The organism is Campylobacter sp. BCW_4323 (assembly GCF_001763115.1).
In the GTDB taxonomy this organism is placed as follows: domain Bacteria; phylum Campylobacterota; class Campylobacteria; order Campylobacterales; family Campylobacteraceae; genus Campylobacter_D; species Campylobacter_D jejuni.
The window spans coordinates 101578-124378 of record NZ_MJYC01000057.1 but is presented as its reverse complement, the minus strand read 5'-3'; the positions used below and the strand labels follow the sequence as shown (position 1 = coordinate 124378).

Below are 22801 nucleotides of genomic sequence, written 5' to 3'. Positions count from 1 at the left end.
TCAAAATCTTCATTCAAGCCTTTTTAAAAGGCTTGAAAATTTTTTAAAAATTTTTAGGAAATGACAAAATCTTTAAAATATAATCCTTTTATTAGCTTACTACCTAATTTTTCATTGATTTTTTTAAGCAATTCTCTTTGAAGTTCCAGTTTAAAATCAGATAATTCATTTTCTTGTATTTCTTTTACTAGAATGGTTTGAATAATGATATCTCTAATAACAGGCAAAATTCTTGTAAAATTTTCTGAAGAAATCTTACCTGTTAATTCCAAATCAATAGCACAATGTATATATTTTTGTCTGCCAGATTGTGATAGGTTAAGAGTAAAAGGTTCTAGGGAATAAAAATAGTTTGTATGAAAGCTATACGAAGAATTTTCTTGTCTTATATTTTTAGAAGATTTATTAAGTAAAAAGTAGGTGATAAAAACAATGCAAGATAAAATACATATAAATAAAAAAATAATCAATACTTCCAGTGGTTTTAGTATTTTTTTCTTGGTGCTTTTTTCTTTTGAAATAAAATTGAAATTATGTGGATTATTTTTAAAATTAACAATATTTTGTTTGAGCTTTGGTAAATCATAGCGAATAAGGTATGTTACGATATTTAAATCCATAGCTTGACTATTATGAGCTGCAATATTTCTACTTTTTGAGAGTCTTTTCATATCTTCTTCGCGAAAAATTACCATAACTTCAGTATCTTCGCTATCTTGAATATTTTTTATTGTTTCTTTAATATTGATTAGGGACATGAAAATAGCTTTTTGTTTGGTTTCATTTTTTAAAGCTTGCACAAGTTCGCCTTTAGTTTGTTCAAATATAAAATCAATTTCTTGAATTATTTTGTCTAATTTATATAAATTCTCTTTTTGCATCATTTTACCTAGTATTTAATTTACTTATTTTAACACAAGCAAACTAAAAACTTAGCAATAAAATAAAATTAGTCTAAAAACTTTTTAGATATAATCTTGATAAACATAAAAGGAAAAATTTGAATTTATCATTTAAAACCTTTGATATTTCAAATAATGAAAGATTAAAAGCTAAAAAAATACAGGGTAAAAAATATGAAATTTTTCTTAATGAAAATGAGCAAAGTCTTATAACTCCTAAAGTATCTTTTAGAGAAATTTTGAGGTATTATTATCTTTACCCAAAAAATGCCATTCCTTCTTTTAAATTGCCTTTTTTTAAGCCTGATTTGAGTGATTTTAGCGCTCCGCATATTGCTTGGCTTGGACATTCTTCGCTTTTTGTAAGTTTTAAAGAATATAAAATTTTGATTGATCCTATTTTTAACACTCATGCTTCACCTATTTCTTTTATCAACAAGGCTTTTAAAAATGCTCCTGTTTATAATGTAAATGATTTTAATGAAATTTTTGCTGTGATTATTACGCATTCGCATTTTGATCATTTAGATGCTAAGAGTGTAAAAGCTTTAAAAGATAAGGCTAAAATTTTTATTACTCCTTTAAAAGTGGGAAATTATCTAAAAAGCTATGAGGTGAGTGAGAAAAAAATCATAGAGCTTGATTGGTGGAGTGGAGTAGAAATTGGTGATTTAAAAATCATTGCAACACCTGCACAACACAGTTCAAGTAGGGGAGATGGTAAAAACAAAACTCTTTGGGCTTCTTTTGTGATAGAATTTTTAAGTGTAGATAAGAGAGTGTTTTTTAGTGCAGATGGAGGGTATTTTACACATTTTAAAAAAATAGGTGAGTATTTTGGAGGTTTTGACTTAGCTTGTCTTGAAAGTGGACAGTTTAATACCGCTTGGCCATATTCGCACTCTTTTCCTGAGCAAATTTTAAAAGAAGCAAAAGATCTTAATGCAAAAGCTGTCATGCCTATACATTGGGGGAGATTTTTAGCAGGAACTCACGCGTGGAATGAAGTGATAAAATTTCTTTATGAAAATTTAGATTTACCCCTTATCACGCCAAAAATGGGTGAGGCTTATGAAATAGGGGCTAAATTTAAACAGGATTTTTGGTGGAAAGAAGGATAAATTAACACAAGTTTATAATTTATATTTTGGTTTTTGCTATAGTTTTATAAAACTAAAAAGGAGATTTTGTGAAAATCATTCAATGGAATAGGGCGGAATTTAGCCCAAAAGAAGTGAAAATCAATGTTTTAATTGACAATGAAAAAGATAAAGAAATTCAAATTTTATTAGCTAAAGATAGTGTGATGAAAGAGCATAAAGCTCCTTTTGCTATACATGTTCAAGTTTTAAGTGGTAAAATTTGGTTTGAAGTGGAAAAGGAAAAATTTGAATTAAATGCTTTAGATATGATAAGCCTAGAGGCAAATGTAGCACATTCTTTAGGTGGATTGGAAAATTCTATAATAAGATTGAGTTTAAATAAATCAGATAGTATTCAAAGGGTAAATACTGTGCTTAAAAAACCTTAGCCATAAGCCTTTTATTTTAAGGTTTATGGGTTTGAGGATCTTAAATGGTTAATTACAGGATCTGCCTTATAAATAGCCAAGATATTAATTCCGGATTGAAAAATTTCATATTCTAAATTTTTTAATATATTGATAATATCTTGAGTGTTTGATTTAATAATTTCAATTTGTAAAATAGGTTTAAAAGTTTTAATATGATTTAAACATCCTAATATAACTTCTTGTTCCATGCCTTCTACGTCTATTTTAATAAGATCTAATCTTTTAAAATTTAAATTATCAAGTTTTAAATAAGGAACTTTTTCTTTTTTTTGAGGTATTTGTCCTATAAATTCATTATTGTTTTGAGATTTTAATTCTAAGCTTCCAAAAGAAGCTTTTTGAGTATAATCAGGAATTAAAATTTCAAGTTCATTTTGATTTTTTTCAGGGTTTCCAATGGCTGCATGTATTGCCCTAGCATTAAAACAATTATTAATTGCTATATTTCCTGCTAAAGCATAAAAAAGTCTTTCTTGTGCTTCAAAGGCTAATACCCCCCCCCAGTTATGCATTTCTATAGCCCACTTAATAGTGTGAGCTCCAATATTTGCACCGCAATCTATCGCAAAGACATTATCTTTGTAGTATTCTCTGCGTAATTTTAAAAGATTAATGCAAAGATCAATTTCCTCTGGATCAAAACTGCCGTAATTTAAAAACTGAAAACCAACTCCATAACTTCCTTGAGATGTATCATGTCTATCAAGATGATTAATAATCATAGAGCCATTATTTGTAGCTGCAAGTATAAAAGGTAAAGGTCTTTTCATGGAAACTACTTATAATTTGCAATAAAATGACTTATTCTTTCTAGGCCTTTTTGAATAAGCTCATCGCTCGTGGCATAAGAAAGTCTGAAGTATCCATCCATTCCAAAACCTATACCTGGAACAACAGCAACTTTTTCTTGTTCAAGCAATTTTTGGCAAAATTTCATAGAATTTTTTTCTATTTTTTGTATATTTACAAAAAGATAAAAAGCACCTTCTGGTTTACAAACACTGATATTTGGGATTTGTTTAAGCATATCTAAGGCTAAGTTACGGCGTTTTTCAAAAGCTTGACGCATTTTTTCTATATCTTTATCACATTCTCCATTTAAAGCAGGAATAGCCGCATGTTGAGTAATGGAGCAAATATTTGAAGTGCTTTGTCCTTGAAGTCTTTTAACGGCTGAAATTAGGGCTTTATTTTTGCTTGCCATATAACCAAAACGCCATCCTGGCATAGCTCCACATTTGCTAAGTCCGTTAATAGTCACAGTGCGTTTTAAAGCATCTTCGCTTACACTTGCAAAAGCTACAAAATCAAAACCATCATAGCGAAGTTTTTCATACATTTCATCACTTAAAACAGTGATTTGTGTTCCTTCTAAAACTTTTGCAATTTGAGTTAATTCTTCTTTAGAATAAATCGATCCCACAGGATTTGAGGGAGAATTTAACATCAAAACCTTGGTTTTAGGCGTGATAGCTTTTTTTAATTGTTCAGCGGTAATTTTAAAGCCATTTTCTTCTAAGCCTTCTATAAATACAGGTTTTCCACCTGCAAATTTTACCATTTCAGGATAGCTTACCCAGTAAGGACTAGGGATAATGACTTCATCATCTTTTTCTACTAAGCATTCTATACATTCAAAAAGAGAGTGTTTTGCGCCTACATTGGTGATAATTTCATTTGTTTCATAATCAAGATTATTATCTTTTTTAAATTTGGTTTGAATAGCTTTTAATACTTCAGGAATTCCCGCAACAGCAGTGTATTTTCCACATCCTTTTTCAATAGCATTTATAGCGGCATTTTTGATGATTTGTGGTGTGTCAAAATCAGGTTCGCCTGCTGAAAAACTAATGATATCCTCGCCTTTAGCTTTAAGTTCATTGGCAAGTGCGGTGATGGCTAAAGTGATAGATTCTTCTAAAACTTGAGATCTTTTTGTAAGCATTTTTCAATCCTTGATAATTTTTGTTTAATTTTAGCAGAAAATTGCATTTTTGTAATAAATTTAATTTAAAAATGAGTTATAAATTTCAATAAATGTGAAAATTTGTATTAATTTTTTAGGAAAAATTAATACGCATAATAATACATATAATTTTATGTATTATAAAAAATTATTATTTTTGTGATTCAGGTTGTTTTAATATAAGATTTTCAAGTTCTAAAATTTTCTTTTCTAGCTTTTCTAGTTTGTCATCGCAATTTGCATCTATAGCTCTAATGTTTTTATTTTTACGCTCTTCGATAATATAAGCAGGAATGCCAACGGCGGTTAAATTTGCACCTACATCCTTAACAACTACGGCATTTGAACCTATTTTAGCATTTTCTCCTATGGTGATATTGCCAAGTATTTTTGCGCCTGAACCTATAATCACTCCTTTTTTTATGGTTGGATGACGTTTAGCACCTTTTTCAAGGCTTGTTCCACCTAAAGTAACGCCTTGATAAATTAAAACATCATCTTCTATGATCGCTGTTTGACCTATAACCACCCCATTGGCATGATCTATAAAAATACGTCTTCCAAGTTCTGCTCCAGGATGTAAATCTACTCCAGTTAGAAATTGCGAAATTCCACTAATCATTCTGGCAATGCGTTTAAAATTTCTTATGTAAAAAAAATGTGCAAAACGGTAATTTACCACAGCCCATACTCCAGGGTAATTAAAAAAAAGTTCTATAGAAGAATTAAAAGCTGGATCTTGTGCCTTTGGTTGAGAAAAATCTTCTTTTATAATACCCCAAAAATTCATCTAAACTCCTATGCTTTTTAAATAACCATTATCATTTAAGAAGAGATAAAGCTCCCCTAAAATATGTTTTTTTTGTTTGTCATTTACAAGCTTGGAATTGCTTATGCGTTCATTAAGTATATCCATAATAGCGTGTATATCATAGTCTAAATCTTCTAAGGCATCAAGTATGGACTGTGCTTCTATAATCCCCTCAACTTCATAGCCTTTTTCATTGATACTTATAATAGCTTCAGTAGGATGAGTAAAAAGATTGTGTTTCATTCCAAGTACTTCTTGATAGGCGCCTACAAGGAAAAACCCTAGAAAATAATTTTCTTTTTCTACATCTACATCGTGCAAAAATAAAGGTTTATCTTTAGAGTATGAAATTTCTCCATCGCTATCGCAGGTTATATCCCAAATACTTGCACTTCGAGTCGGTTCTTCGTCTAAGCGATCAAGTGGCATGATGGGGAAATTCTGTTCTAAGCCCCAAAAATCAGGTATGCTTTGAAAGAGCGAAAAATTTACCAAATACCTTTCTTGCACTTCATCTTGTATGGCAAGTAAATCCGCAGGATTTTGCTTATCGCCTAAAAGCAAGATGGCTTTTTTTGTAATCAAATGAGTTAAAATTTCAGCATTGGAGCGATCTTGTAAATCCACATAGCCCAAATCAAAAAGAGTTAAAATACTCTCTAGATGATCTATGCTATCGTGCAAGTATTCTAAGGCATTGGAAGGTTTTATACTTTTATAAAGATCATAAAGCTCATCGATAAGTTTTGGATTTTGTTTTTTAAGTATGAGTTTGTTTTCTGCGTATTCTTGAGAAAAAAGTTCTAATACAGGAGCGATTAAAACAGCGTGATTAGCTGCTACAAAACGTCCACTTTCTATGAAAATATCAGGCTCTAAATCTTTTTTTTGTTCAGCTATATTTTTTAGGATAAAAACTACATCGTTAGCGTATTCTCTTAGGGTGTAATTTCTACTTTTTTCATTTTTAAATTGTGAGTATTCCACGGCTAAACCACCACCAAGATTAATAGCTTTTAGATTTTTAGCTCCCATTTTTCTAAGTTCTGTATAGATATTTCCTGCTTCATTTAGGGCTTTTTTTAAAGGATGAATTTCAGTAATTTGCGAGCCTAGATGAAAGTGAATCATGGTAAATTGTTCTAAAAGTTTGTTTTCTTTGAGTAAATTTACTGCTTCTATGAGTTCAGTGGATGTAAGTCCAAATTTAGAATTAATCCCACCGCTTTTTGCCCAAATTCCAACTCCAGCAGAATGCAAACGCACGCGTAAGCCTATATTTGGTTTAGGTTTAAAGCGTTCTTTGGCTATGTCTATGATAGCTTCAAGTTCATTAAGTCCTTCTATGGTTAAAGTGATATTATGTCCCATTTCAGCTGCGATAAAGCCTATATTGATAAGTTCTCTATCTTTAAAGCCATTTACTGTAATAGGCGCACCTTCGTTATTATAAGCCATAGCGAGCAAAAGCTCTGCTTTAGAACCTGCTTCAAGTCCGTAGTTATAGTCTTTTCCAAGCTTTACAAGATTTTTTACAAAACCAGGGTATTGATTGACCTTTAAGGGATAAACAGCGTTAAATCCTCCTTTATAACCAAATTCCTTTCTTGCTTTATTGAAATTTCCGTAAATATTTTCAATTTGTTTTTGAATAAGATGAGGAAATCTTAAAAGTAAAGGCCCTTTGTATCCATCATCTCTTAATTCTTTAACTATATCAATAATAGCAGGTTTTTTCTCGTGATTGATACAAACTTTACCATTTTTGATAATGAAATTTTCATTTCCCCAAATATCAATACCATAATCCATCATAAAACCTTCTTTAAGTCTGAAATTTTAATCATTTTTTCTTCTTTTTTTACTAAATTTTTATAAAACAAACTTTCATTTTGTGCTTCATTTTCTCCCATACAAAGAAAAATTTCAGCATTATTTTTATCTGCGTTTTCAAGATGTTTAGCTAGTTTTCTTGCTTCATAGCTTAAAAGCACTTTATATTCTTTTCTTAAATTTGTAGCGACATGCAAAAGTTTTTGGATATAAATTTCATCCATAGCACAAAGATAAATTCCTTCTCTTTGAACCTTTTCTTCTTTTTGTTCTAAAATAGTTATAATTCTTTCTATGCCCATGGCAAAACCTACACCAAAACCACTTTTTCCATCAAGATATTCAATAAGTCTATCATATCTTCCGCCCCCAGCAATAGCAGCTTTTGCACCAATTTTATCACTAATGAATTCAAAAGCCGTTTTAGAGTAGTAATCAAGCCCTCTAACAAGTTTAGAATCCACTTCAAAATCCACTCCGTTTTCTTTTAAAACGCTTTGTAAAATTTCAAAGTCTTTTTGGCAAGATGAGCATAAATTTTGATTTAAAAGCGGAACATCATTAAGTAAGCTTTGACAATGCTCATTTTTACAGTCTAAAACACGAATGGGATTTAAGTTTTTTCTACGCAAACAATCCTCGCAAAAACCTTTTTTGCTATCTAAAAAATGTATCAAATTTTCACGATATTTTGGCATACATTCTAAACAACCTAAAGAGTTAATCAGTAGTTTAAATTTAATATCTAAGCGTGAAAAAATTTCTACTAACATTAAAATAATACTTGCATCTTCATAAACGCTTGCGTTTCCAAAACTTTCAACGCCAAATTGATGAAATTCTCTTAAGCGTCCCTTTTGGGGTCTTTCATAGCGGAACATGGAACCATGATAAAACCATCTTTTCACACTAGTGTTTTTATCGAGTTTTTTTTCTATATAGGCACGCACCACCCCAGCAGTTCCTTCAGGACGCATACAAACATGATTTTCGCCTTTATCGATAAATTCATACATTTCTTTGCCTACTATATCAGAACTTTCTCCTACGCTTCTTTTAAAAAGGGTGCAAAGTTCTAAATGTGGTGTATTGATAAAAGTAAAGCCATAGTTTTTAGCTACTTCTTCACAGGTTTTAATCACTTTTTCATAATAATATGCATCTTTATCTAATAAATCTTTCATTCCTTTTAAAGCGTTAATCATTGTAAAAATTCCTTTATTTGTTGGTGTAATTTTTCTTTATTTTCTTTTGCGTCAAGTGTTAAAATTTCTATAGAAATTTTTTCTTTTAAAAAATGAAGCACTTTTTCGAGTTTATCTTGCACGCTTAGAAAATACTCAATGCCACGTTTTTCTATGCTATCTAGTTCTTTTTGATTGAGGCGTTCTTGAATAAGGTTTGCATCTCCTTTTAAAAAGATAATTTTTTGTGGAAAAAAATTTTCCAAAGCAAAACTATTTAAAGCAAAAAGCAAATCGTTTTCAAAATCTTTGGCATAAGCCATGCCTGAAATAAAACTTCTATCGCTAATAATGAGTTTGTTTTGATTGGTTTTTAAGATTTCTTCAAAATGTTGAGCACGATCAGCTAAAAAAAGCAAGAGTTCAGCTCTTTTGCTAATAGGATGAGTTTTATTAAGTAAAATTTTTCTTAAATGTTTTCCAAGTTCTGTTCCGCCAGGTTCGAGTGTAAAAATGGCGTCTTTGTAAATTTCTTTTAAAAGTGAAATTTGCGTACTTTTTCCTACGCAGTCAATACCTTCAAAAACTACATACAAGATTGATCCTTTAAAAAAGGTAGAATTTCTTTTGGAACAAGAGAACTTACATCGCCCCCATGTGCTACTATAGAGCGAACAATAGAACTTGAAATAAAAGCATGTTTTAGACTCGGCATAAGATAAATGGTTTCCATATCTTCCCAAAGTGCGTGATTTGCATAGCCAATTTGCAATTCGTATTCAAAATCACTCACCGCTCTAAGTCCACGGATTATAGTATTAACTTTTAATTCTTTGGCTAAATCTACAAGTAAATTATCAAAAGCAATGATTTTAACATTTTTTAAATTTTGTGTTGCAAGCAGGGCTAGTTCTTTGCGTTTTTCTAAATCATAGCAAGGTTTTTTATGTTCACTTTTTGCTATGGCAACGATGACTTCATCAAAAATTTTTAAAGCTCGTTTGATAACATCTAAATGTCCGTTGGTAATAGGATCAAAAGTCCCAGGATATAAACAAGTCATTTTTGCTCCAATTTTTTTTAAAAATATAACAAATTTAAACTAAAAATTTTGCCATTTTTCATATAAATTGTGTTTTATTTCTAAAAGATCTAGCCATTTACCTACGATAAAATTTTCCATTTGTTCTAGATTGTTTGCTTTAGAATAACTTGCGATAATAGGAGGTGCGATAATAACTCCCATTTGGCTAAGTTTTAACATATGTTCTAAATTTAAAGTAGAAAAAGGCATTTCACGTACGCCTAAGATGAGTTTTTTTCTTTCTTTTAAGGCCACTGCTGCAGCACGCATTAAAAGAGTGTCTGCAAAACCAGCGTGAATTTTTGCTAAACTTGAAATCGAACAAGGAGCAATGATAGTTTTTTCTATTCCAAAAGATCCACTTGCTACACTTAGACTTAAATTTTTATCATCTAAAAAATGAGTGTATTTAAAATTTTCTTGACAAATTTCTTCTAAATTTGCTTCATTTTCAGCTTTGAAACTAAGTTTTGCACCTTGAGTTAAAATACAATAAAGTTCGCATTGATTTTCTAAATTTTTTAATAATTTTAAGCCTAAATTGACACTGCTTGAACCAGAAATTCCTAATAAAACCTTCATTGTATAATCATCCTATTTTTACCCACTACGATGCCTTGCATAACTTTACCTTCTTTGTTTTTTGCACGAATCCTTTCGCCCATATTTGCACTTTGCAAAGCCACAAGTTCGATTAAAACATCAACATTTGCTTCACTTAAAACTCCGATTATAGGATCATTTCGGCGTATTAAAGCTGTGGTTTTAAACATATTTGCTCTTAAAATGGCGTTTTTGTTAATATTGCTTTTAGCTACAAGATTATCTACATCATCTAAGGTTAAGGCATTTAAAGGAACTTTATCAAAATCAATCAATACGCTTTTATAGTCAAAAGCTCCAAGTTTATCTCCTCTTTTTATAGCGCGTTCGCTTTTTAAAACTTCTAAATTTGCTTGAATGAAATATCTAAAAAATACATTTTTTTGTATATTTTGCGGAGTTTTAAATTCAGCCCTTAAAAAGCCTTGTGCTTGATTAAAACGCCCATTAGCGATTCTTAGAAATTCATATTGATCAAAATCTTTAGGCAATGATGTTATTTTTAAATCAATTTGAGAAATTATAATTTTAGGGAAATTATTTCTAAATTCTTTAGCTAGTGCTGTTTTGATTTCTTCTAAACTAGCTGCTTGGATATAATTTATCACAATAAAAAAAGTTAAAAAAATAATTTTCATTTTTATCCTAAGAATTATAATGCAATAAATAGTATTTTAGCTTTTATAAGTTTAACAAAGCCTTTAGAAGACTTTGTATAGAGTTAAAAAGTAGGGATAACAGAGCCTTTGTATTTTTCTATGATAAAATTTTTAATTTTATCGCTTGTTAAAATTTCTTTAATAACAAGACTTTTTTGACTTGTTTCTTCACCTTTTCTTGTAGCTAAAACAATAGCATATAAACTATCTTTATCTTCTATAAAAATACCATCTTTTAAAGGGTTTAAACCTGCTCCAAGAGCATAGTTTGTGGTAATAACAGCCAAATCAGTATCATTTAGGGCTCTTGGAAGTTGTGCGGCTTTAAGCTCTATAAATTTAAGTTTTTTTGGATTTTTACTTATGTCAATAGGGGTTTTAAGGGTGTTTTGACTTTTAAATTCTATTAAATTTGCTTTAGCTAGTAAATCAAGGGCTCTGCTTTCATTGGTAGCATCATTAGGTATAGCGATTTTAGCACCATTAGGAATGTCTTTTATCTTTTATGGAGTTAGAATATATAGCCATAGGAACTAAAACAATAGCACCTAAAGAACTTAAATTTGTTCCTTTGTGGGCTGTCCGTCCGTTCCGTTACTTCCCCCTGTGCTTCAAGGTCTGGTCGGATTCCCTGCAACGGCAGAACTCCGTGTAGGATAATTCCACATAGCCGCCACTTTCTCTGATATATACCTTTCTTGGTGCATATTTCACCATAAATACCTCCCATCTGAATTTTTGAAATGTAAAAAATCCAGATGGAGAGGCGGAGAACGACACCGCATATCAGAAACAGCCCTACGGCACTTTCCAACAAAAATCGACAAAAGAAAAACCGCAAAGGCTCTGTGACCTTTACGGTTATAGGAAATAGTAATTCTATTGTATGGAGATTGTACTTCTACTTTCAAGGTGAGAAGTACCGTTGCACTGGCAGAAATTTTTTTAACTGGTTTCCTGCCGTTCTCTGATATGCTATGTATTGATAAATTTTGCTTCGTATGAGCAGATAGATAACTGTCCGAAAAAAGGACATAAAAAAATCCCTCCAAATTTAAAAACAAATTCAGAGGGTAATTTAGGGTATAACAAAATAACCCACCCGAATATCGTTTTTTTTATTTGGTGAGTTTGTTCTTTCAAATACGAAACAAAAAGAGCCGATGATTCGTGAATTGTTCCACAATTTCATCGGCTCTGCGTCTTAAGCGTCTGGCTCTTTGATGACAGTTATCTTCAAGTTGTCAACTTTAATCAATCTTTCTTGTCTGCATTTTGGACAATAAAGGGGATAATTCTCCAAAACAGTGTCCTTCCTAATTTTATTACGGGTTTTGCTCCCACAAACAGGACACAATATCCATTCGCATTTCATCATAATTAGTCTCTAATCCTTTCAAATCTCATTTTATATGACTTTTGCAAGCTGTTAAGCTAACTTGTGGAACATATGCCGAACCTTATCTATACGGCTATTCGGGCGGCGGGGTTGGCAAATAAATTTACCAATAGCTGGCTGGTATCCTTTTAACTCTGTCAAGCAGACTCCCTGCCCATTTGTGAAACAAGTTAAATCGTTCCTGTATTCTTGAATACATCTAGCAGGGATTTCTCCTTTCAGAATGACCTCGTCATTCTTTATCTGAGTACTTACAATATCTGCACAATACCTTGGAGCATCATGATACGCCCGTGAGAGATATTCCTGCGGTGCATAAATTTCAAAGTGGAGATATGGCTCTAATAGTTCTGTCCCTGCTTTTTTTAAAGCCTGCTCCAATACGATAGGGGAAAGCAGCCGAAAGTCTGCGGGGGTACTTACAGGACTATAATACAATCCATATTCAAAACAGATTTTACAGTCTGTCACTTTCCATCCATACAGCCCCTGCTCGCAGCCATAAAGAACCCCCTCCATAACCGCATTTTGGAACGATTGATTTAAATATCCAAGTGAAACTCTGCTTTCATACTGCACTCCGCTTCCAATAGGGAGCGGCTCTATGGACAACCCGACAGAAGCCCAGAAAGGATTTGGCGGGACTTCTATGTGGATGGTATATTCTGCTTTTCTAAGCGGTCTTTCCATATATATAACAGTAGGCTCTTTTATTTCTGCCTCCACATGATATTTTTCCTCAAGGATGGCACAAATGACTTCCATCTGCACATTCCCCAAAAAAGAAAGTATAATCTCATGCGTTGTAGTATCCACATAATATTTTAAAAGAGGGTCGCCATCTGAAATTTCTGTAAGTGCCCCAAGCAATATTTCCCGCTGTTCAGATTTCTTTACTGCAATCGTTGTTTGGAGCATAGGGAGAGGATTTTCAATAAATTTTCTCTGCGGCAACAGTATTTCGTTCCCCAAAATACTGTTTAGCTGCAAAACATCATTTGGTAAAATTACAATATCACCAGAGCAGGCTGTATCGGATGAATATAATTCACCGTTTGTCGGAACACACATCTCTGTGATTTTTATTTTCTCTTTTTCAGATATTCTAATAACATCCCTCAAATGCAATGTTCCGCTATATATACGCACATAAACAAAACGCCGCCTTTTCTCTGAATATTCAATCTTAAAAACCTGCCCGCATAGTTCAGATTGACCTTCAGGCGTTGATGAATAAAATTTACTGGCAATTACTTCTATAAGCTGCCGAATCCCCAGATTGTTTTTAGCGCTTCCGTGATAAACGGGAAATAACGTTCCGTTTTGGAATCTCCTGTTTTCTTCCTGTTCCAGTTCTGACATTTTAAACGGTTTCCCTGACATATATTTCTCTAATAGTTCATCGTTTCCCATAATTACCGCATCCCACTGTTCCATATCGTCATTGTCCGTTACATTTATATGGGGATGCTGCCCAACCTTTTGCTTCACTATAATTTCCGAAGAAAGCTTTGCTTTCATTTCCCGATATACCATTGGCAAATCAATCCCCTCTTGGTCAATTTTATTGATGAAAAAAATTGTCGGAATCTTCATTATCTGTAGTGCATGAAACAGTATACGGGTCTGTGCCTGTATGCCATCCTTTGCAGAAACTAATAATACTGCTCCGTCTAATACGGATAAAGAACGGTATACTTCCGCCAAAAAATCCATATGGCCTGGCGTATCTATAATGTTGACTTTTACATCCTCCCACTGAAAAGATGTCACTGCTGTCTGGATAGTGATTCCCCTTTGACGCTCCAAATTCATTGTATCTGTCCTTGTTGTGCCTTCATCTACGCTCCCTAGTTCTGCAATTGCACCACTGGTATACAATAAACTTTCCGTTAATGTTGTCTTTCCTGCGTCAACGTGAGCCAGAATGCCTAAGTTAATTATTTTCATGTGATTTTCCTCCTATCAACACTCAAAAAAGGGCATAAAAATACCCAGTGATAAACACTCCTATCACTGGGTAAATAACTCCAATAGCCGTTTTCCCCTCCGGCATTATAGCCAACAAAAAAGAGTATCAAGGGTAAACGCTGCGGTCTATGACCGCCCTTGACACTCTTTTCCTTATGGCTTTGATGATAAACAAGGGGAAATGGCTTCTTGTGGCATTTCTGCCCCTGTGATATAATGAACGACGCTACCGCCCCCAGACAGGTAGAGAAAGGGTGTGAACCGCATGAGTGAACTTCTGTCATTTTTTCTCTCTGTTTTGGCAAGTGTAGTTGCCTACTACATCTGCAAATGGTTGGACGGAGAAGAATAACTGGTAGCCAGCCTTGGGATTAAGCCACCCACCCAGAACGGAATAGAAAAGCCCCGGAGTTGCGACCTCCGGGGCTTTTTGCTGTGCCACATGAGCACTTCTGTCATTTTCGCCTACTGGCATTATACCATATGCCTTTCGGCATTTCAAGTATGCCCTACTTCCACCACTTGTAAACTGTGGGCTTGCTCAATCCTGTCTCCCGTATGCAGTCTGCTTTCTTTCCGTCCGGGTGCTGACGCTGCCATTCTTCGACAATCTTCGACTTTTCTCCGCTGCCTTTTGGTCTACCATTTCCCTCTCTCCAATCCCTATCCTGTCTTTTCATACGAATATCACGAATTGCCCTTGCTTCTTCTAAGTGATCAGCCTGTTTTTGGTAATTCCTTTTATTCGCTGGCATAGGAATAGCCGATACTCTTTCCGCTTCACTTCGACTATATGTGACATAATTTTCTTGATAAAACTGCATAGCGTCCATTATATCACGCTTAGTAAAACGGTTATGCTCATCATCTGACATATCATCAAGAAACTGCAATAGGGAAAAAGCGTCCGTAAAAAGCTCATCTTCCGGAATATCGCACTTAACGGCATAGGACGCCAAAACGCAAAGGCAGCTGTATCTATGCCCTACAGAAGCTCCCTCTTTTATTTTCCGCAGCCACCAATCATATAAGTCCCTTTTGATATGCCAACGCTCACGGTATTAAAATCATCTAAAAAAGGTTTATGCTGATATAAATTTGCATCTAAATCTTTCTCATTTAAAGCGATATTAGGTATATTATAGTCATTAAATTCCTTAACTATTAACTTCCAACCTTTTTCTTGAAATAAGGGTTTAGAGAAATTTAAAATTTCAGCATAAGGCGTTGGTGTTGCACCTATGATTATGGTTTTATCTGCCCCAAAACTAAGGCTAATTGTAAATAAAACACTTAAAAATATTTTTTTAATATTCATGCTATACTCCTAAAAAGCTGGGATTAATATATCTTTATAATGTTTATTAATGATGGCTTTAAATTTATCGCTTCTTAAAATTTCATCAATTACTTTGGTTTTTTCGCTATTTTTATCTTCTGAGCGTACCGCAACATAATTTACATAAGGGCTATTTTTATCTTCCCTAAAAATAGTATCTTTACTTGGATTCAGACCGGCTCCAAGTGCGAAATTAGAATTAATTATAGCAATATCAACATCATCTAAAGCTCTTGGAAGTTGTGCGGCTTTAAGTTCTATAAATTTAAGTTTTTTTGGATTTTTGTTTATGTCCAATGGGGTTTTTAGAGTATTTTTGTTAAGCTCTATTAATTTTGCTTTCTCTAAAAGCTCTAAAGCTCTGCTTTCATTGGTCGCATCATTAGGTATAGCAACTCTAGCACCTTCTTTAAGATTTTCTAAATTTTTGATTTTTTTACTATAAACTCCTACTGGAGCTATAAGTACAGGCGTTGTTGCAATTAAATTTGAACCTTTTTTTAGGTTGTATTCTTCTAAAAAAGGTTTGTGTTGATATAAATTTGCATCAAGTTCTTTTTCCTCTAATGCACGATTGGGCAAAATATAGTCTGAAAATTCTACTATTTTAAGCTCATACCCTTTGTTTTTAAAATCATCTTTCATTAGTTCTAGTAAGCTACCAAAAGGATTTGGAGTGGCTCCTATAGTAATGTTTTGTGCAAATAGGCTAGATAAATTTAGAATGCAAGCGAGTATAATAATTTTAAATAAATTCATAAAAACTCCTTTGTATTTAAAAAAAAGTCCCTAGGCAAGGGACAAAATTAAAAAGCAGGTAAAACAGATCCGTTGTATTTTTCTATGATAAATTGTTTGATTTTATCACTTTGTAGAGCTTGGATTAAGGCTTTGATTTTTGGATCGTTTTCATGTCCCACTCTTACAACAAGAATGTTTGCATACGGGCTTTCTTTATCTTCGATAAATACACTATCTTTTGCAGGATTTAGATTTGCAGAGAGAGCGTAGTTGGAATTAATTACAGCAAAATCAACATCATCTAAAGCTCTTGGAAGTTGTGCGGGCTTTAATTCTACAAATTTAATTTTTTTAGGATTGTTTATAATATCAAGAGGTGTTTTTAAAGCCTTATCTTTAAATTTTACCAAACCTTTTTTTGCAATAATATCTAAAGCTCTACTTTCATTGGTTGGATCATTTGGAATGGCGATTTTAACCCCTTCTTTAATATCATCTAGACTTTTATATTTCTTGGAGTAAACAGCCATAGGTTCTATGTGTATGGCAGCTACTTTGATAAGTTTGGTGCCTTTGTTTTTATTAAATTCTTCCAAATAAGGAGTATGTTGGAAAAAATTTGCATCGGCTTCTCCGTTATCAACAGCTAGATTGGGCAAAACATAATCTGTAAATTCTTTGATTTCAAGTTTATAGCCTTGTTTTTCTAAATCAGGTTTTGCTTGTTCTAGGATTTCAGCATGAGGAACAGGAGTTGCTGCAACTGTGATGATTTCTAATGCATTTGCATTAAGACTTAATGTTAAAATACTTGCTATAAATAAAGATTTGATTTTCATTTTTTTCCTTTTTAGTCATTTTGTGCTTGCTTTAATCTTAATAAATTCACTCTGACTATCAGGAAGAAGCGTATAAAAACTTGTTGATAGCCAGATTAACGCATCTGATACATCATTTTAATTCCTTTAATTTTTTGTTTAAATTTTACTTAAAAAAACTTATATTTATCTTAAAAGGAGATATAATCTCCTTATTTTTTGAAACCTTTATAAAGCAAACTTCCTAAAAATAAGATAAAAATAATTGCTTGCCAAAAGAAATTTTCATCATTGTTTATATTGATAACTATACTAACTCCAAGTAAAATCAATAGAGTGGCAATGATATATGTAGTTTTACTATTTTTAGCCCAAGTATAAAATAAATTACCTAGAATTTGAACTAACTGAACTAATATAAGTAAAATAACTACAGTTTGAATCATAACTTCTTTGTTAAATCTTTCATAACCATAGCGAATAGCGACATCTCCCAAACCTCCACCACCGACAGTTCCAGCAAGAGCAGAAAAACCAATGGTAAAGATTAAAGTTAGAGTAATTCCGCTAATTATAGCAGGAAGAGCCTCACTAAAGATAACCTTGAAGATAATTTGAATATTGCTAGCGCCATAACTTTTTGCTGCTTCTATGATTCCTTTGTCTATTTCTTTAAAAGCACTTTCAAGCATCTTTGCCAAATAAGGAGCTATTCCGATAGCTAATGGAACTATGGCGGCATTTGTACCTATGCTGGTGCCTACTATGATTTTAGAAAGTGGTAAAAGAACAACTATAAGAATTAAAAATGGAAAGGCACGCAGTATATTTGTAATAAAATCTAAAATGCTATAAGCGATTTTATTTTCTTTAATTCCGTTTTTATCCCAAATAGCAAGTAAAATTCCAGGAATAATAGCCAATAAAAATCCAAATAGTACAGCCATTAAACTCATATAAATTGTTTCATTAAGTGCAGGTTTTAAAATGTTCTCATAATTTTCACTGAAACTTGTGATAGAATTTAAACTCACTTCTTTAATATCCTGCCAAGAAAATTCATTAAAAAATTGAGAAATTCTACTAAAAAAAGCACTGATGATAGAGATGTTTTCTTCATTCATGATGCCACCTCCCATAATACTCCACTTTTTTCTATGTAATCAAGAACCTTGTCTTTATCCTTTTCATTTATATTTATAACTAAATTTCCCAAGGCTTTTCCATTCAGTTTTTCTATTTTACCCCAAACTATGTTAAAGTCTATATTTAGAGTTCTTGCCATATGAGTGATGACGCTATTTTGGGCAACTTCTTTTGGAAAGTAAAGTTTGATATTAAGTCCGTGTTTAGGCAAAAAATCACTTTCTCCTAAAAATTCTTTCATTTTGGCATTAGGCTTTAAAAAAAGCTCATCAATTGCTCCACTTCCTATGATTTGTCCATGTTCAAGTAATAAAGCTTTTTGAGCTATGTCTTTTACCACATCCATTTCGTGAGTTACTAAAACAACAGTAATCCCAAATTCAGCATTGATTTTAGATATAAGCTCTAAAATATTTTTTGTAGTGTTTGGATCAAGAGCCGAAGTAGCTTCATCACTAAGTAAAATTTTTGGGTTTAAAGCTAAGGCTCTAGCAATAGCAACGCGTTGTTTTTGCCCCCCACTCAGTTCTCTTGGATAGGATTTGTTTTTATGATCAAGCCCTACGATTTCAAGCAAAGAATTGACTTTTTGGGCAATTTCTTTTTCGCTCATGTATTCTTTATTAAAAAGCTTGGCATGAAATTTACACTGAGTATAGTGTGTTCTTAAAGGCATAGCAACATTTTCAAATACATTTTTGCGCTCCATTAGGGCAAAATTTTGAAAAATCATTCCTATATCTTTTCTAAGCACTCTTAGCTCTTTTGATTTTTTTTGACTTAAATCTTTAATTTCTTGATCAAAGACTTTTAAGCTTCCTTTTTGATAATTCTCAAGTCCATTAATACATCTTAAAAGAGTGGATTTTCCAGCTCCACTATGACCAACTATAGCGTAAATTTCACCCTTTTTAATCTCCAAAGAAACATCGTTTATCACGAGTTCCTTGCCATAATATTTTTTTAAATTTTTTATTTTTATCAAATTTTTAACCTCTTAGATTTTGAAGCTCAACTGATATTTTTTCAAGTTGAATTTTTAAATTTTCTAGAGCTTCTTTATTTTGCTCCACCACCTCTTTAGGTGCGTTAGCAATGAATTTTTCATTTGAAAGCATGGAGTTAAGCTTGAAGCTTTCTTTTTCAAGTTTATTTTTTTGATTTTCAAGCCTTGTTAAAATACCGCTTAAATCAACATTTTCAAGCGTAATGAAAATTTCTAAATTTTCGCTAACATCACACATTGCTTTTGGTAATTTTTCTTCACTAAATTCTATTTGCTCGCACTTTGCGAGCATCATGATAAAATTCATATAAGCTTTGATTTCATTTTTGATTTTTCTATCGTTAAATTTGATATAAGCTTTTTCTATTTTAGAATTTCCAAGATCGATTAAACTTTTAGCACGGCGGATACCAACTATGCTTTCTATAAGTAAAGAAAAGATTTTTTCTATGTTTTTATCTTGTTCTTTAAATTTTGGATATTTGCTTATCATAATAGAAGGGCTTGTTTTAAGTTCTGTATCGCTTAGTTTGTGATATAAATATTCACTGATAAAAGGCATAAAAGGATTTAAGAGCTTTAAAGCTTCTTTGAAAATACTACCAAGTTCTTTAACACTCGATTTTTCTGCTTTGCTAAGCTCTATACCCCAATCGCAAAAATCATCCCAAAAGAATTTATATAGAGTATTGGCTGCATCATTAAAACGATAATTGTCTAAATTTTCTCTTACATCTTTAACACAAGTTTGAAATTTGGCATAGATATATTTTGCTAATTCTGAATGAAGTGTGATATTTTCCAAATCTTCAAATTTACTTTCATTTAAAAGCAGATAATTTGCAGCATTATAAATTTTATTTGTAAAATTTCTAACTTGTAAAAGTTTATCATTACTAAGTTTAATATCGCGTCCTTGTATAGCAAGAAGCGCTAAAGTAAAGCGTAAAATATCAGCACTATATTCTTTAATGCTTTCATTTGGGTCGATAACATTTCCAAGGCTTTTGCTCATTTTTCTACCTTGCTCGTCTTTCACAAGAGCGTGTAAATAAATATCTTTAAAAGGAAGTTGATGTAAGGCATTAGTGCTTTGAAACATCATTCTAGCTACCCAGAAAAATAAAATATCAAAACCTGTAATGAGTAAAGAATTAGGATAAAAATCTTTTAAATCCTTTTCAGACCAAGTTTTATCTTTACCCCAGTTTTCATTTCCCCAGCCTAGAGTACTCATAGCCCAAAGCCCCGAAGAAAACCAAGTATCAAGCACATCTTCATCTTGTTTGAAATTTTGACTTTGGCATTTTGGGCAAGTTTTAGGCGTATGTTGGCTTGCCCATTCATGAGAGCACTCGCAATAATACACAGGAATTTGATGTCCCCACCAAAGTTGTCTTGAAATACACCAATCTCTTAAATCTTTCATCCAGGCATTAAAGCTATTTGTCCAGTGATTTGGGTAAAATTTACTTTCTCCAAGAGCAACTTTTTCTATACTTTCTTGGGCGATTTCTTTTTTTACAAACCATTGTTTGGAGATATAAGGTTCAACTATATTGTTGCAACGATAACAATATCCTATTTGATTGTTATGCTCTTCTATTTTTTCTATAAAACCAAGACTTTCAAGTTTGGCTACGATTCTTTCTCTTGCTTCTAAGCGTTCCAAACCTTGAAACTCTAAACAATGTTCGTTTAAAATTCCTTTTTCATCAAAAACACTTATAAATTCTAAATTATGTCTAAGTCCTACTTCATAATCATTCATGTCATGAGCGGGAGTAACTTTTACAACTCCTGTTCCAAATTCTTTTTCTACATGTTCATCAGCTATAATTTTAATGGCTTTTTTGCTTATAGGTAAAATCACTTCTTTGCCCACAAATTTAGTATAGCGTTCATCATCAGGATGCACCATAACTGCAGTATCGCCAAAAAAAGTTTCAGGGCGCGTTGTGGCTACTACTAAAAATTCATCGCTATCTTTTAAAAAGTATTTAATATGATAAAGTTTTCCTTTGTTTTCTTTGTATTCAACTTCTATATCACTTAAAGCGCCATCGTGAGTACACCAATTGATCATATAGTTTCCACGCACAATAAGTCTTTTATCGTAAAGTTCTACAAAGGCTTTTTTTACCGCATTGGCTAAACCTTCATCCATAGTAAAACGCAAGCGACTCCATGCAGGAGTGATGCCTAGTGTTCTCATTTGGTCTAAAATTTTTCCACCGCTTTGCTCTTTCCACTCCCAGACTTTTTTTATAAATTTTTCTCTACCTAGTTCTTCTTTTTTAATGCCTTGAGTAAGGAGTTGTTTTTCTACAACATTTTGAGTAGCAATACCTGCGTGATCAAGCCCTGGTTGATAAAGAACCTTATAGCCATCCATTCTTTTGTAACGCGTCATAATGTCTTGTAGAGTAAAGGTTAAAGCATGTCCTATGTGTAAAACTCCAGTGACATTAGGAGGAGGCATCATAATGCAGAAATTTTTATCTTTTTCTTGTATGGTTTTATTGCCATCGATCTCAAAATATCCGCGTTCTTCGCAAATTTGATAATACTCTTTTTCTAAATTTTTATCATACATTATTTGCCTTTATTGTTTTAGCTTATTTAATAGAGCTAATTTCTATAATTTCGCAAAACGGGAAGAAATATTGTGCTGTATTAAGTCCAGTTTTCAAACTTTTGATATGTTTAGAAAAATCACTTCCTTTGCCATCTTTTTTAATTTGAAGTTTAAGTCTTTCTAAAATTTCTTCACGTGCTACATGTTCATTTAATTCTTTTGGATTGTTTAAATATGGGCTTAATCTATCTAAGCTAATATATTTATAAGCTTTTTTCATATCTGAAAAGATAATTTCTTTGTTATAGATAGTTAATTTCATTTCCCCTTTTGGTAGCATTTTAACAAAAATACTTAGATAATAATCTTTTGCATTATCTTGTATAACGCTTAGCATATCTTTTAACAGATTGATTCTGTATTGGCTTAAAAATTTTCCATCTAAAATATAAACTTTCATATTTTCTGTACTAAGTTCAGGTTCTAAACGACTGTTTTTTCCTATGCTTAGATACTCTCTAGCGGTATTTAGATATTTATTTTTGTTTGATTTGTTTGATTGAAGTTCTTTTTTTACGGCTCTCTCTCTTTCTAAGATCTTTTGTTGTTTGCTGATTTCTTTTTTAAGAGCTTCTATTTTAGCTTGTTTATTTTCTTGTTTTAATTTTTCTTTATCCGTATCTAAAATTTGTTTATTTTCATTTGTATTGATATTATTGCTTATGTTGGTGTCATTATTTAAGCTTTGATTGTTTTCGCTTATTGGTGTATTAAATGTATCATTATTTAAGCTTTGATTATCATCTAATGGGTTTGTTTCTTGCTTTTGGATGGTATTGTTATTAATATTTATATCTGATGAACTATTGTTGGTTTGGATCGAGGGCGAATAGGAATTATCGTAGTTATTGGTATACGATTTTTGCTCGGTGTAAGTGTTGGTGTTTAAGGTGTAATTCTTTGGTTTTGAATATTCAAAAAGATAATAATAGGTTCCACCTAATATCACAATAACAGCAATTAATATGCCAACAATAATAGAAAAAATTTTCAAATTCATTTGCTATCCCTTAAAAACAGAAAGTTAAATAATTTTAGCATTGTACTATAATCTAATATAAAGTAATTTTAAATTTTTATATTTTTAAGTAATTTTTTTTTATAATTTTAACTTTTATAAGGAAAATA

At 32.1% G+C, this 22801-nt stretch carries 21 protein-coding genes and 2 pseudogenes; 2 read left to right on the top strand and 21 right to left on the bottom strand.

Going from position 1 to position 22801, the window contains the following annotated elements; translation table 11 throughout:
- Positions 1-53: 53 nt before the first annotated feature.
- Entirely contained in the window at positions 54-881 is an 828-nt protein-coding gene (locus AJN60_RS05580; RefSeq protein WP_250578716.1) for a flagellar basal body-associated FliL family protein, read from the bottom strand.
- A 119-nt stretch (positions 882-1000) separates the two neighbouring features.
- On the opposite strand from AJN60_RS05580, the gene AJN60_RS05575 reads away from it, so the two are divergent.
- Together AJN60_RS05575 and AJN60_RS05570 are read left to right on the top strand one after the other, a co-directional pair.
- On the top strand, positions 1001-2023 hold the full coding sequence (locus tag AJN60_RS05575) for an MBL fold metallo-hydrolase (protein ID WP_070286054.1): 1023 nt from the start codon (positions 1001-1003) through the stop codon (positions 2021-2023).
- 68 nt (positions 2024-2091) lie between these two features.
- A complete protein-coding gene (locus tag AJN60_RS05570) occupies positions 2092-2433 on the top strand; it encodes a cupin domain-containing protein (protein ID WP_070286053.1) in 342 nt (113 codons plus the stop codon).
- A 23-nt stretch (positions 2434-2456) separates the two neighbouring features.
- Here the strand turns inward: AJN60_RS05570 and AJN60_RS05565 are convergent, their stop codons facing one another.
- From AJN60_RS05565 to AJN60_RS05465, 20 genes and pseudogenes are all read right to left on the bottom strand, one after another.
- Positions 2457-3245 (bottom strand): FkbM family methyltransferase, encoded by a 789-nt coding sequence (locus AJN60_RS05565; protein WP_070286052.1) that lies wholly within the window; start codon positions 3243-3245, stop codon positions 2457-2459.
- Between the two features lie 5 nt (positions 3246-3250).
- Entirely contained in the window at positions 3251-4420 is a 1170-nt protein-coding gene (locus AJN60_RS05560; RefSeq protein ID WP_070286051.1) for a pyridoxal phosphate-dependent aminotransferase, read from the bottom strand.
- Between the two features lie 172 nt (positions 4421-4592).
- Positions 4593-5231, bottom strand: coding sequence for a serine O-acetyltransferase (gene cysE, locus AJN60_RS05555; RefSeq protein WP_070286050.1), 639 nt, complete (start codon positions 5229-5231; stop codon positions 4593-4595).
- Positions 5232-7067 (bottom strand): biosynthetic arginine decarboxylase, encoded by a 1836-nt coding sequence (speA, locus tag AJN60_RS05550; protein WP_032595244.1) that lies wholly within the window; start codon positions 7065-7067, stop codon positions 5232-5234.
- Complete coding sequence (gene hisS, locus AJN60_RS05545) at positions 7064-8290, bottom strand: histidine--tRNA ligase (protein WP_052859175.1); 1227 nt, start codon at positions 8288-8290, stop codon at positions 7064-7066. The genes speA and hisS overlap by 4 nt, the downstream gene beginning before the upstream one ends.
- On the bottom strand, positions 8287-8865 hold the full coding sequence (gene tmk, locus AJN60_RS05540; protein ID WP_044779439.1) for a dTMP kinase: 579 nt from the start codon (positions 8863-8865) through the stop codon (positions 8287-8289). The genes hisS and tmk overlap by 4 nt, the downstream gene beginning before the upstream one ends.
- On the bottom strand, positions 8856-9332 hold the full coding sequence (coaD, locus tag AJN60_RS05535; RefSeq protein WP_002852633.1) for a pantetheine-phosphate adenylyltransferase: 477 nt from the start codon (positions 9330-9332) through the stop codon (positions 8856-8858). Before coaD ends, tmk begins: the two co-directional genes overlap by 10 nt.
- Before the next feature lie 39 nt (positions 9333-9371).
- On the bottom strand, positions 9372-9935 hold the full coding sequence (locus AJN60_RS05530) for a UbiX family flavin prenyltransferase (RefSeq protein WP_002871446.1): 564 nt from the start codon (positions 9933-9935) through the stop codon (positions 9372-9374).
- Positions 9932-10594 (bottom strand): flagellar basal body P-ring formation chaperone FlgA, encoded by a 663-nt coding sequence (gene flgA / locus AJN60_RS05525; protein WP_002852578.1) that lies wholly within the window; start codon positions 10592-10594, stop codon positions 9932-9934. Before flgA ends, AJN60_RS05530 begins: the two co-directional genes overlap by 4 nt.
- Before the next feature lie 83 nt (positions 10595-10677).
- Positions 10678-11191: pseudogene (locus AJN60_RS05520) on the bottom strand (MetQ/NlpA family ABC transporter substrate-binding protein); the annotation flags it as partial.
- Positions 11192-11819: 628 nt separating this feature from the next.
- Entirely contained in the window at positions 11820-11990 is a 171-nt protein-coding gene (locus AJN60_RS09360) for a cysteine-rich KTR domain-containing protein (RefSeq protein WP_004614788.1), read from the bottom strand.
- 54 nt (positions 11991-12044) lie between these two features.
- On the bottom strand, positions 12045-13964 hold the full coding sequence (gene tet(O) / locus AJN60_RS05515) for a tetracycline resistance ribosomal protection protein Tet(O) (protein ID WP_010790859.1): 1920 nt from the start codon (positions 13962-13964) through the stop codon (positions 12045-12047).
- Between the two features lie 530 nt (positions 13965-14494).
- Positions 14495-14944: a hypothetical protein gene (locus AJN60_RS05500; protein ID WP_002892961.1), complete on the bottom strand. Its 450-nt coding sequence runs from the start codon at positions 14942-14944 to the stop codon at positions 14495-14497.
- A gap of 98 nt (positions 14945-15042) precedes the next feature.
- A pseudogene (locus AJN60_RS05495) lies at positions 15043-15303 on the bottom strand (MetQ/NlpA family ABC transporter substrate-binding protein); the annotation flags it as partial.
- 9 nt (positions 15304-15312) lie between these two features.
- On the bottom strand, positions 15313-16083 hold the full coding sequence (locus tag AJN60_RS05490) for a MetQ/NlpA family ABC transporter substrate-binding protein (protein ID WP_053872593.1): 771 nt from the start codon (positions 16081-16083) through the stop codon (positions 15313-15315).
- A 47-nt stretch (positions 16084-16130) separates the two neighbouring features.
- The gene (locus tag AJN60_RS05485; protein WP_044779442.1) at positions 16131-16904 is read right to left on the bottom strand and encodes a MetQ/NlpA family ABC transporter substrate-binding protein; all 774 of its coding nucleotides are present in this window, start codon (positions 16902-16904) and stop codon (positions 16131-16133) included.
- 191 nt (positions 16905-17095) lie between these two features.
- Positions 17096-18007, bottom strand: coding sequence for a methionine ABC transporter permease (locus AJN60_RS05480; protein WP_052859179.1), 912 nt, complete (start codon positions 18005-18007; stop codon positions 17096-17098).
- Positions 18004-19014 (bottom strand): methionine ABC transporter ATP-binding protein, encoded by a 1011-nt coding sequence (locus AJN60_RS05475; RefSeq protein WP_052859182.1) that lies wholly within the window; start codon positions 19012-19014, stop codon positions 18004-18006. Before AJN60_RS05475 ends, AJN60_RS05480 begins: the two co-directional genes overlap by 4 nt.
- 4 nt (positions 19015-19018) lie before the next feature.
- Complete coding sequence (locus AJN60_RS05470) at positions 19019-21631, bottom strand: valine--tRNA ligase (RefSeq protein ID WP_070286048.1); 2613 nt, start codon at positions 21629-21631, stop codon at positions 19019-19021.
- 22 nt (positions 21632-21653) lie between these two features.
- Positions 21654-22673 carry a hypothetical protein gene (locus tag AJN60_RS05465; RefSeq protein WP_070261323.1) on the bottom strand — a complete coding sequence of 340 codons (1020 nt, stop codon included), beginning with the start codon at positions 22671-22673 and terminating at the stop codon, positions 21654-21656.
- Between the last annotated feature and the right edge of the window lie 128 nt (positions 22674-22801).

Coding starts and splice junctions, on each gene's coding strand:
- cysE (WP_070286050.1), bottom strand. CDS start 5,231: ATGAATTTTTGGGGTATTATAAAAGAAGATTTTTCTCAACCAAAGGCA.
- AJN60_RS05580 (WP_250578716.1), bottom strand. CDS start 881: ATGCAAAAAGAGAATTTATATAAATTAGACAAAATAATTCAAGAAATT.
- AJN60_RS05465 (WP_070261323.1), bottom strand. CDS start 22,673: ATGAATTTGAAAATTTTTTCTATTATTGTTGGCATATTAATTGCTGTT.
- coaD (WP_002852633.1), bottom strand. CDS start 9,332: ATGACTTGTTTATATCCTGGGACTTTTGATCCTATTACCAACGGACAT.
- speA (WP_032595244.1), bottom strand. CDS start 7,067: ATGATGGATTATGGTATTGATATTTGGGGAAATGAAAATTTCATTATC.
- hisS (WP_052859175.1), bottom strand. CDS start 8,290: ATGATTAACGCTTTAAAAGGAATGAAAGATTTATTAGATAAAGATGCA.
- AJN60_RS05565 (WP_070286052.1), bottom strand. CDS start 3,245: ATGAAAAGACCTTTACCTTTTATACTTGCAGCTACAAATAATGGCTCT.
- AJN60_RS05560 (WP_070286051.1), bottom strand. CDS start 4,420: ATGCTTACAAAAAGATCTCAAGTTTTAGAAGAATCTATCACTTTAGCC.
- flgA (WP_002852578.1), bottom strand. CDS start 10,594: ATGAAAATTATTTTTTTAACTTTTTTTATTGTGATAAATTATATCCAA.
- AJN60_RS05530 (WP_002871446.1), bottom strand. CDS start 9,935: ATGAAGGTTTTATTAGGAATTTCTGGTTCAAGCAGTGTCAATTTAGGC.
- AJN60_RS05480 (WP_052859179.1), bottom strand. CDS start 18,007: ATGAATGAAGAAAACATCTCTATCATCAGTGCTTTTTTTAGTAGAATT.
- AJN60_RS05485 (WP_044779442.1), bottom strand. CDS start 16,904: ATGAAAATCAAATCTTTATTTATAGCAAGTATTTTAACATTAAGTCTT.
- AJN60_RS09360 (WP_004614788.1), bottom strand. CDS start 11,990: ATGAAATGCGAATGGATATTGTGTCCTGTTTGTGGGAGCAAAACCCGT.
- AJN60_RS05490 (WP_053872593.1), bottom strand. CDS start 16,083: ATGAATTTATTTAAAATTATTATACTCGCTTGCATTCTAAATTTATCT.
- AJN60_RS05470 (WP_070286048.1), bottom strand. CDS start 21,631: ATGTATGATAAAAATTTAGAAAAAGAGTATTATCAAATTTGCGAAGAA.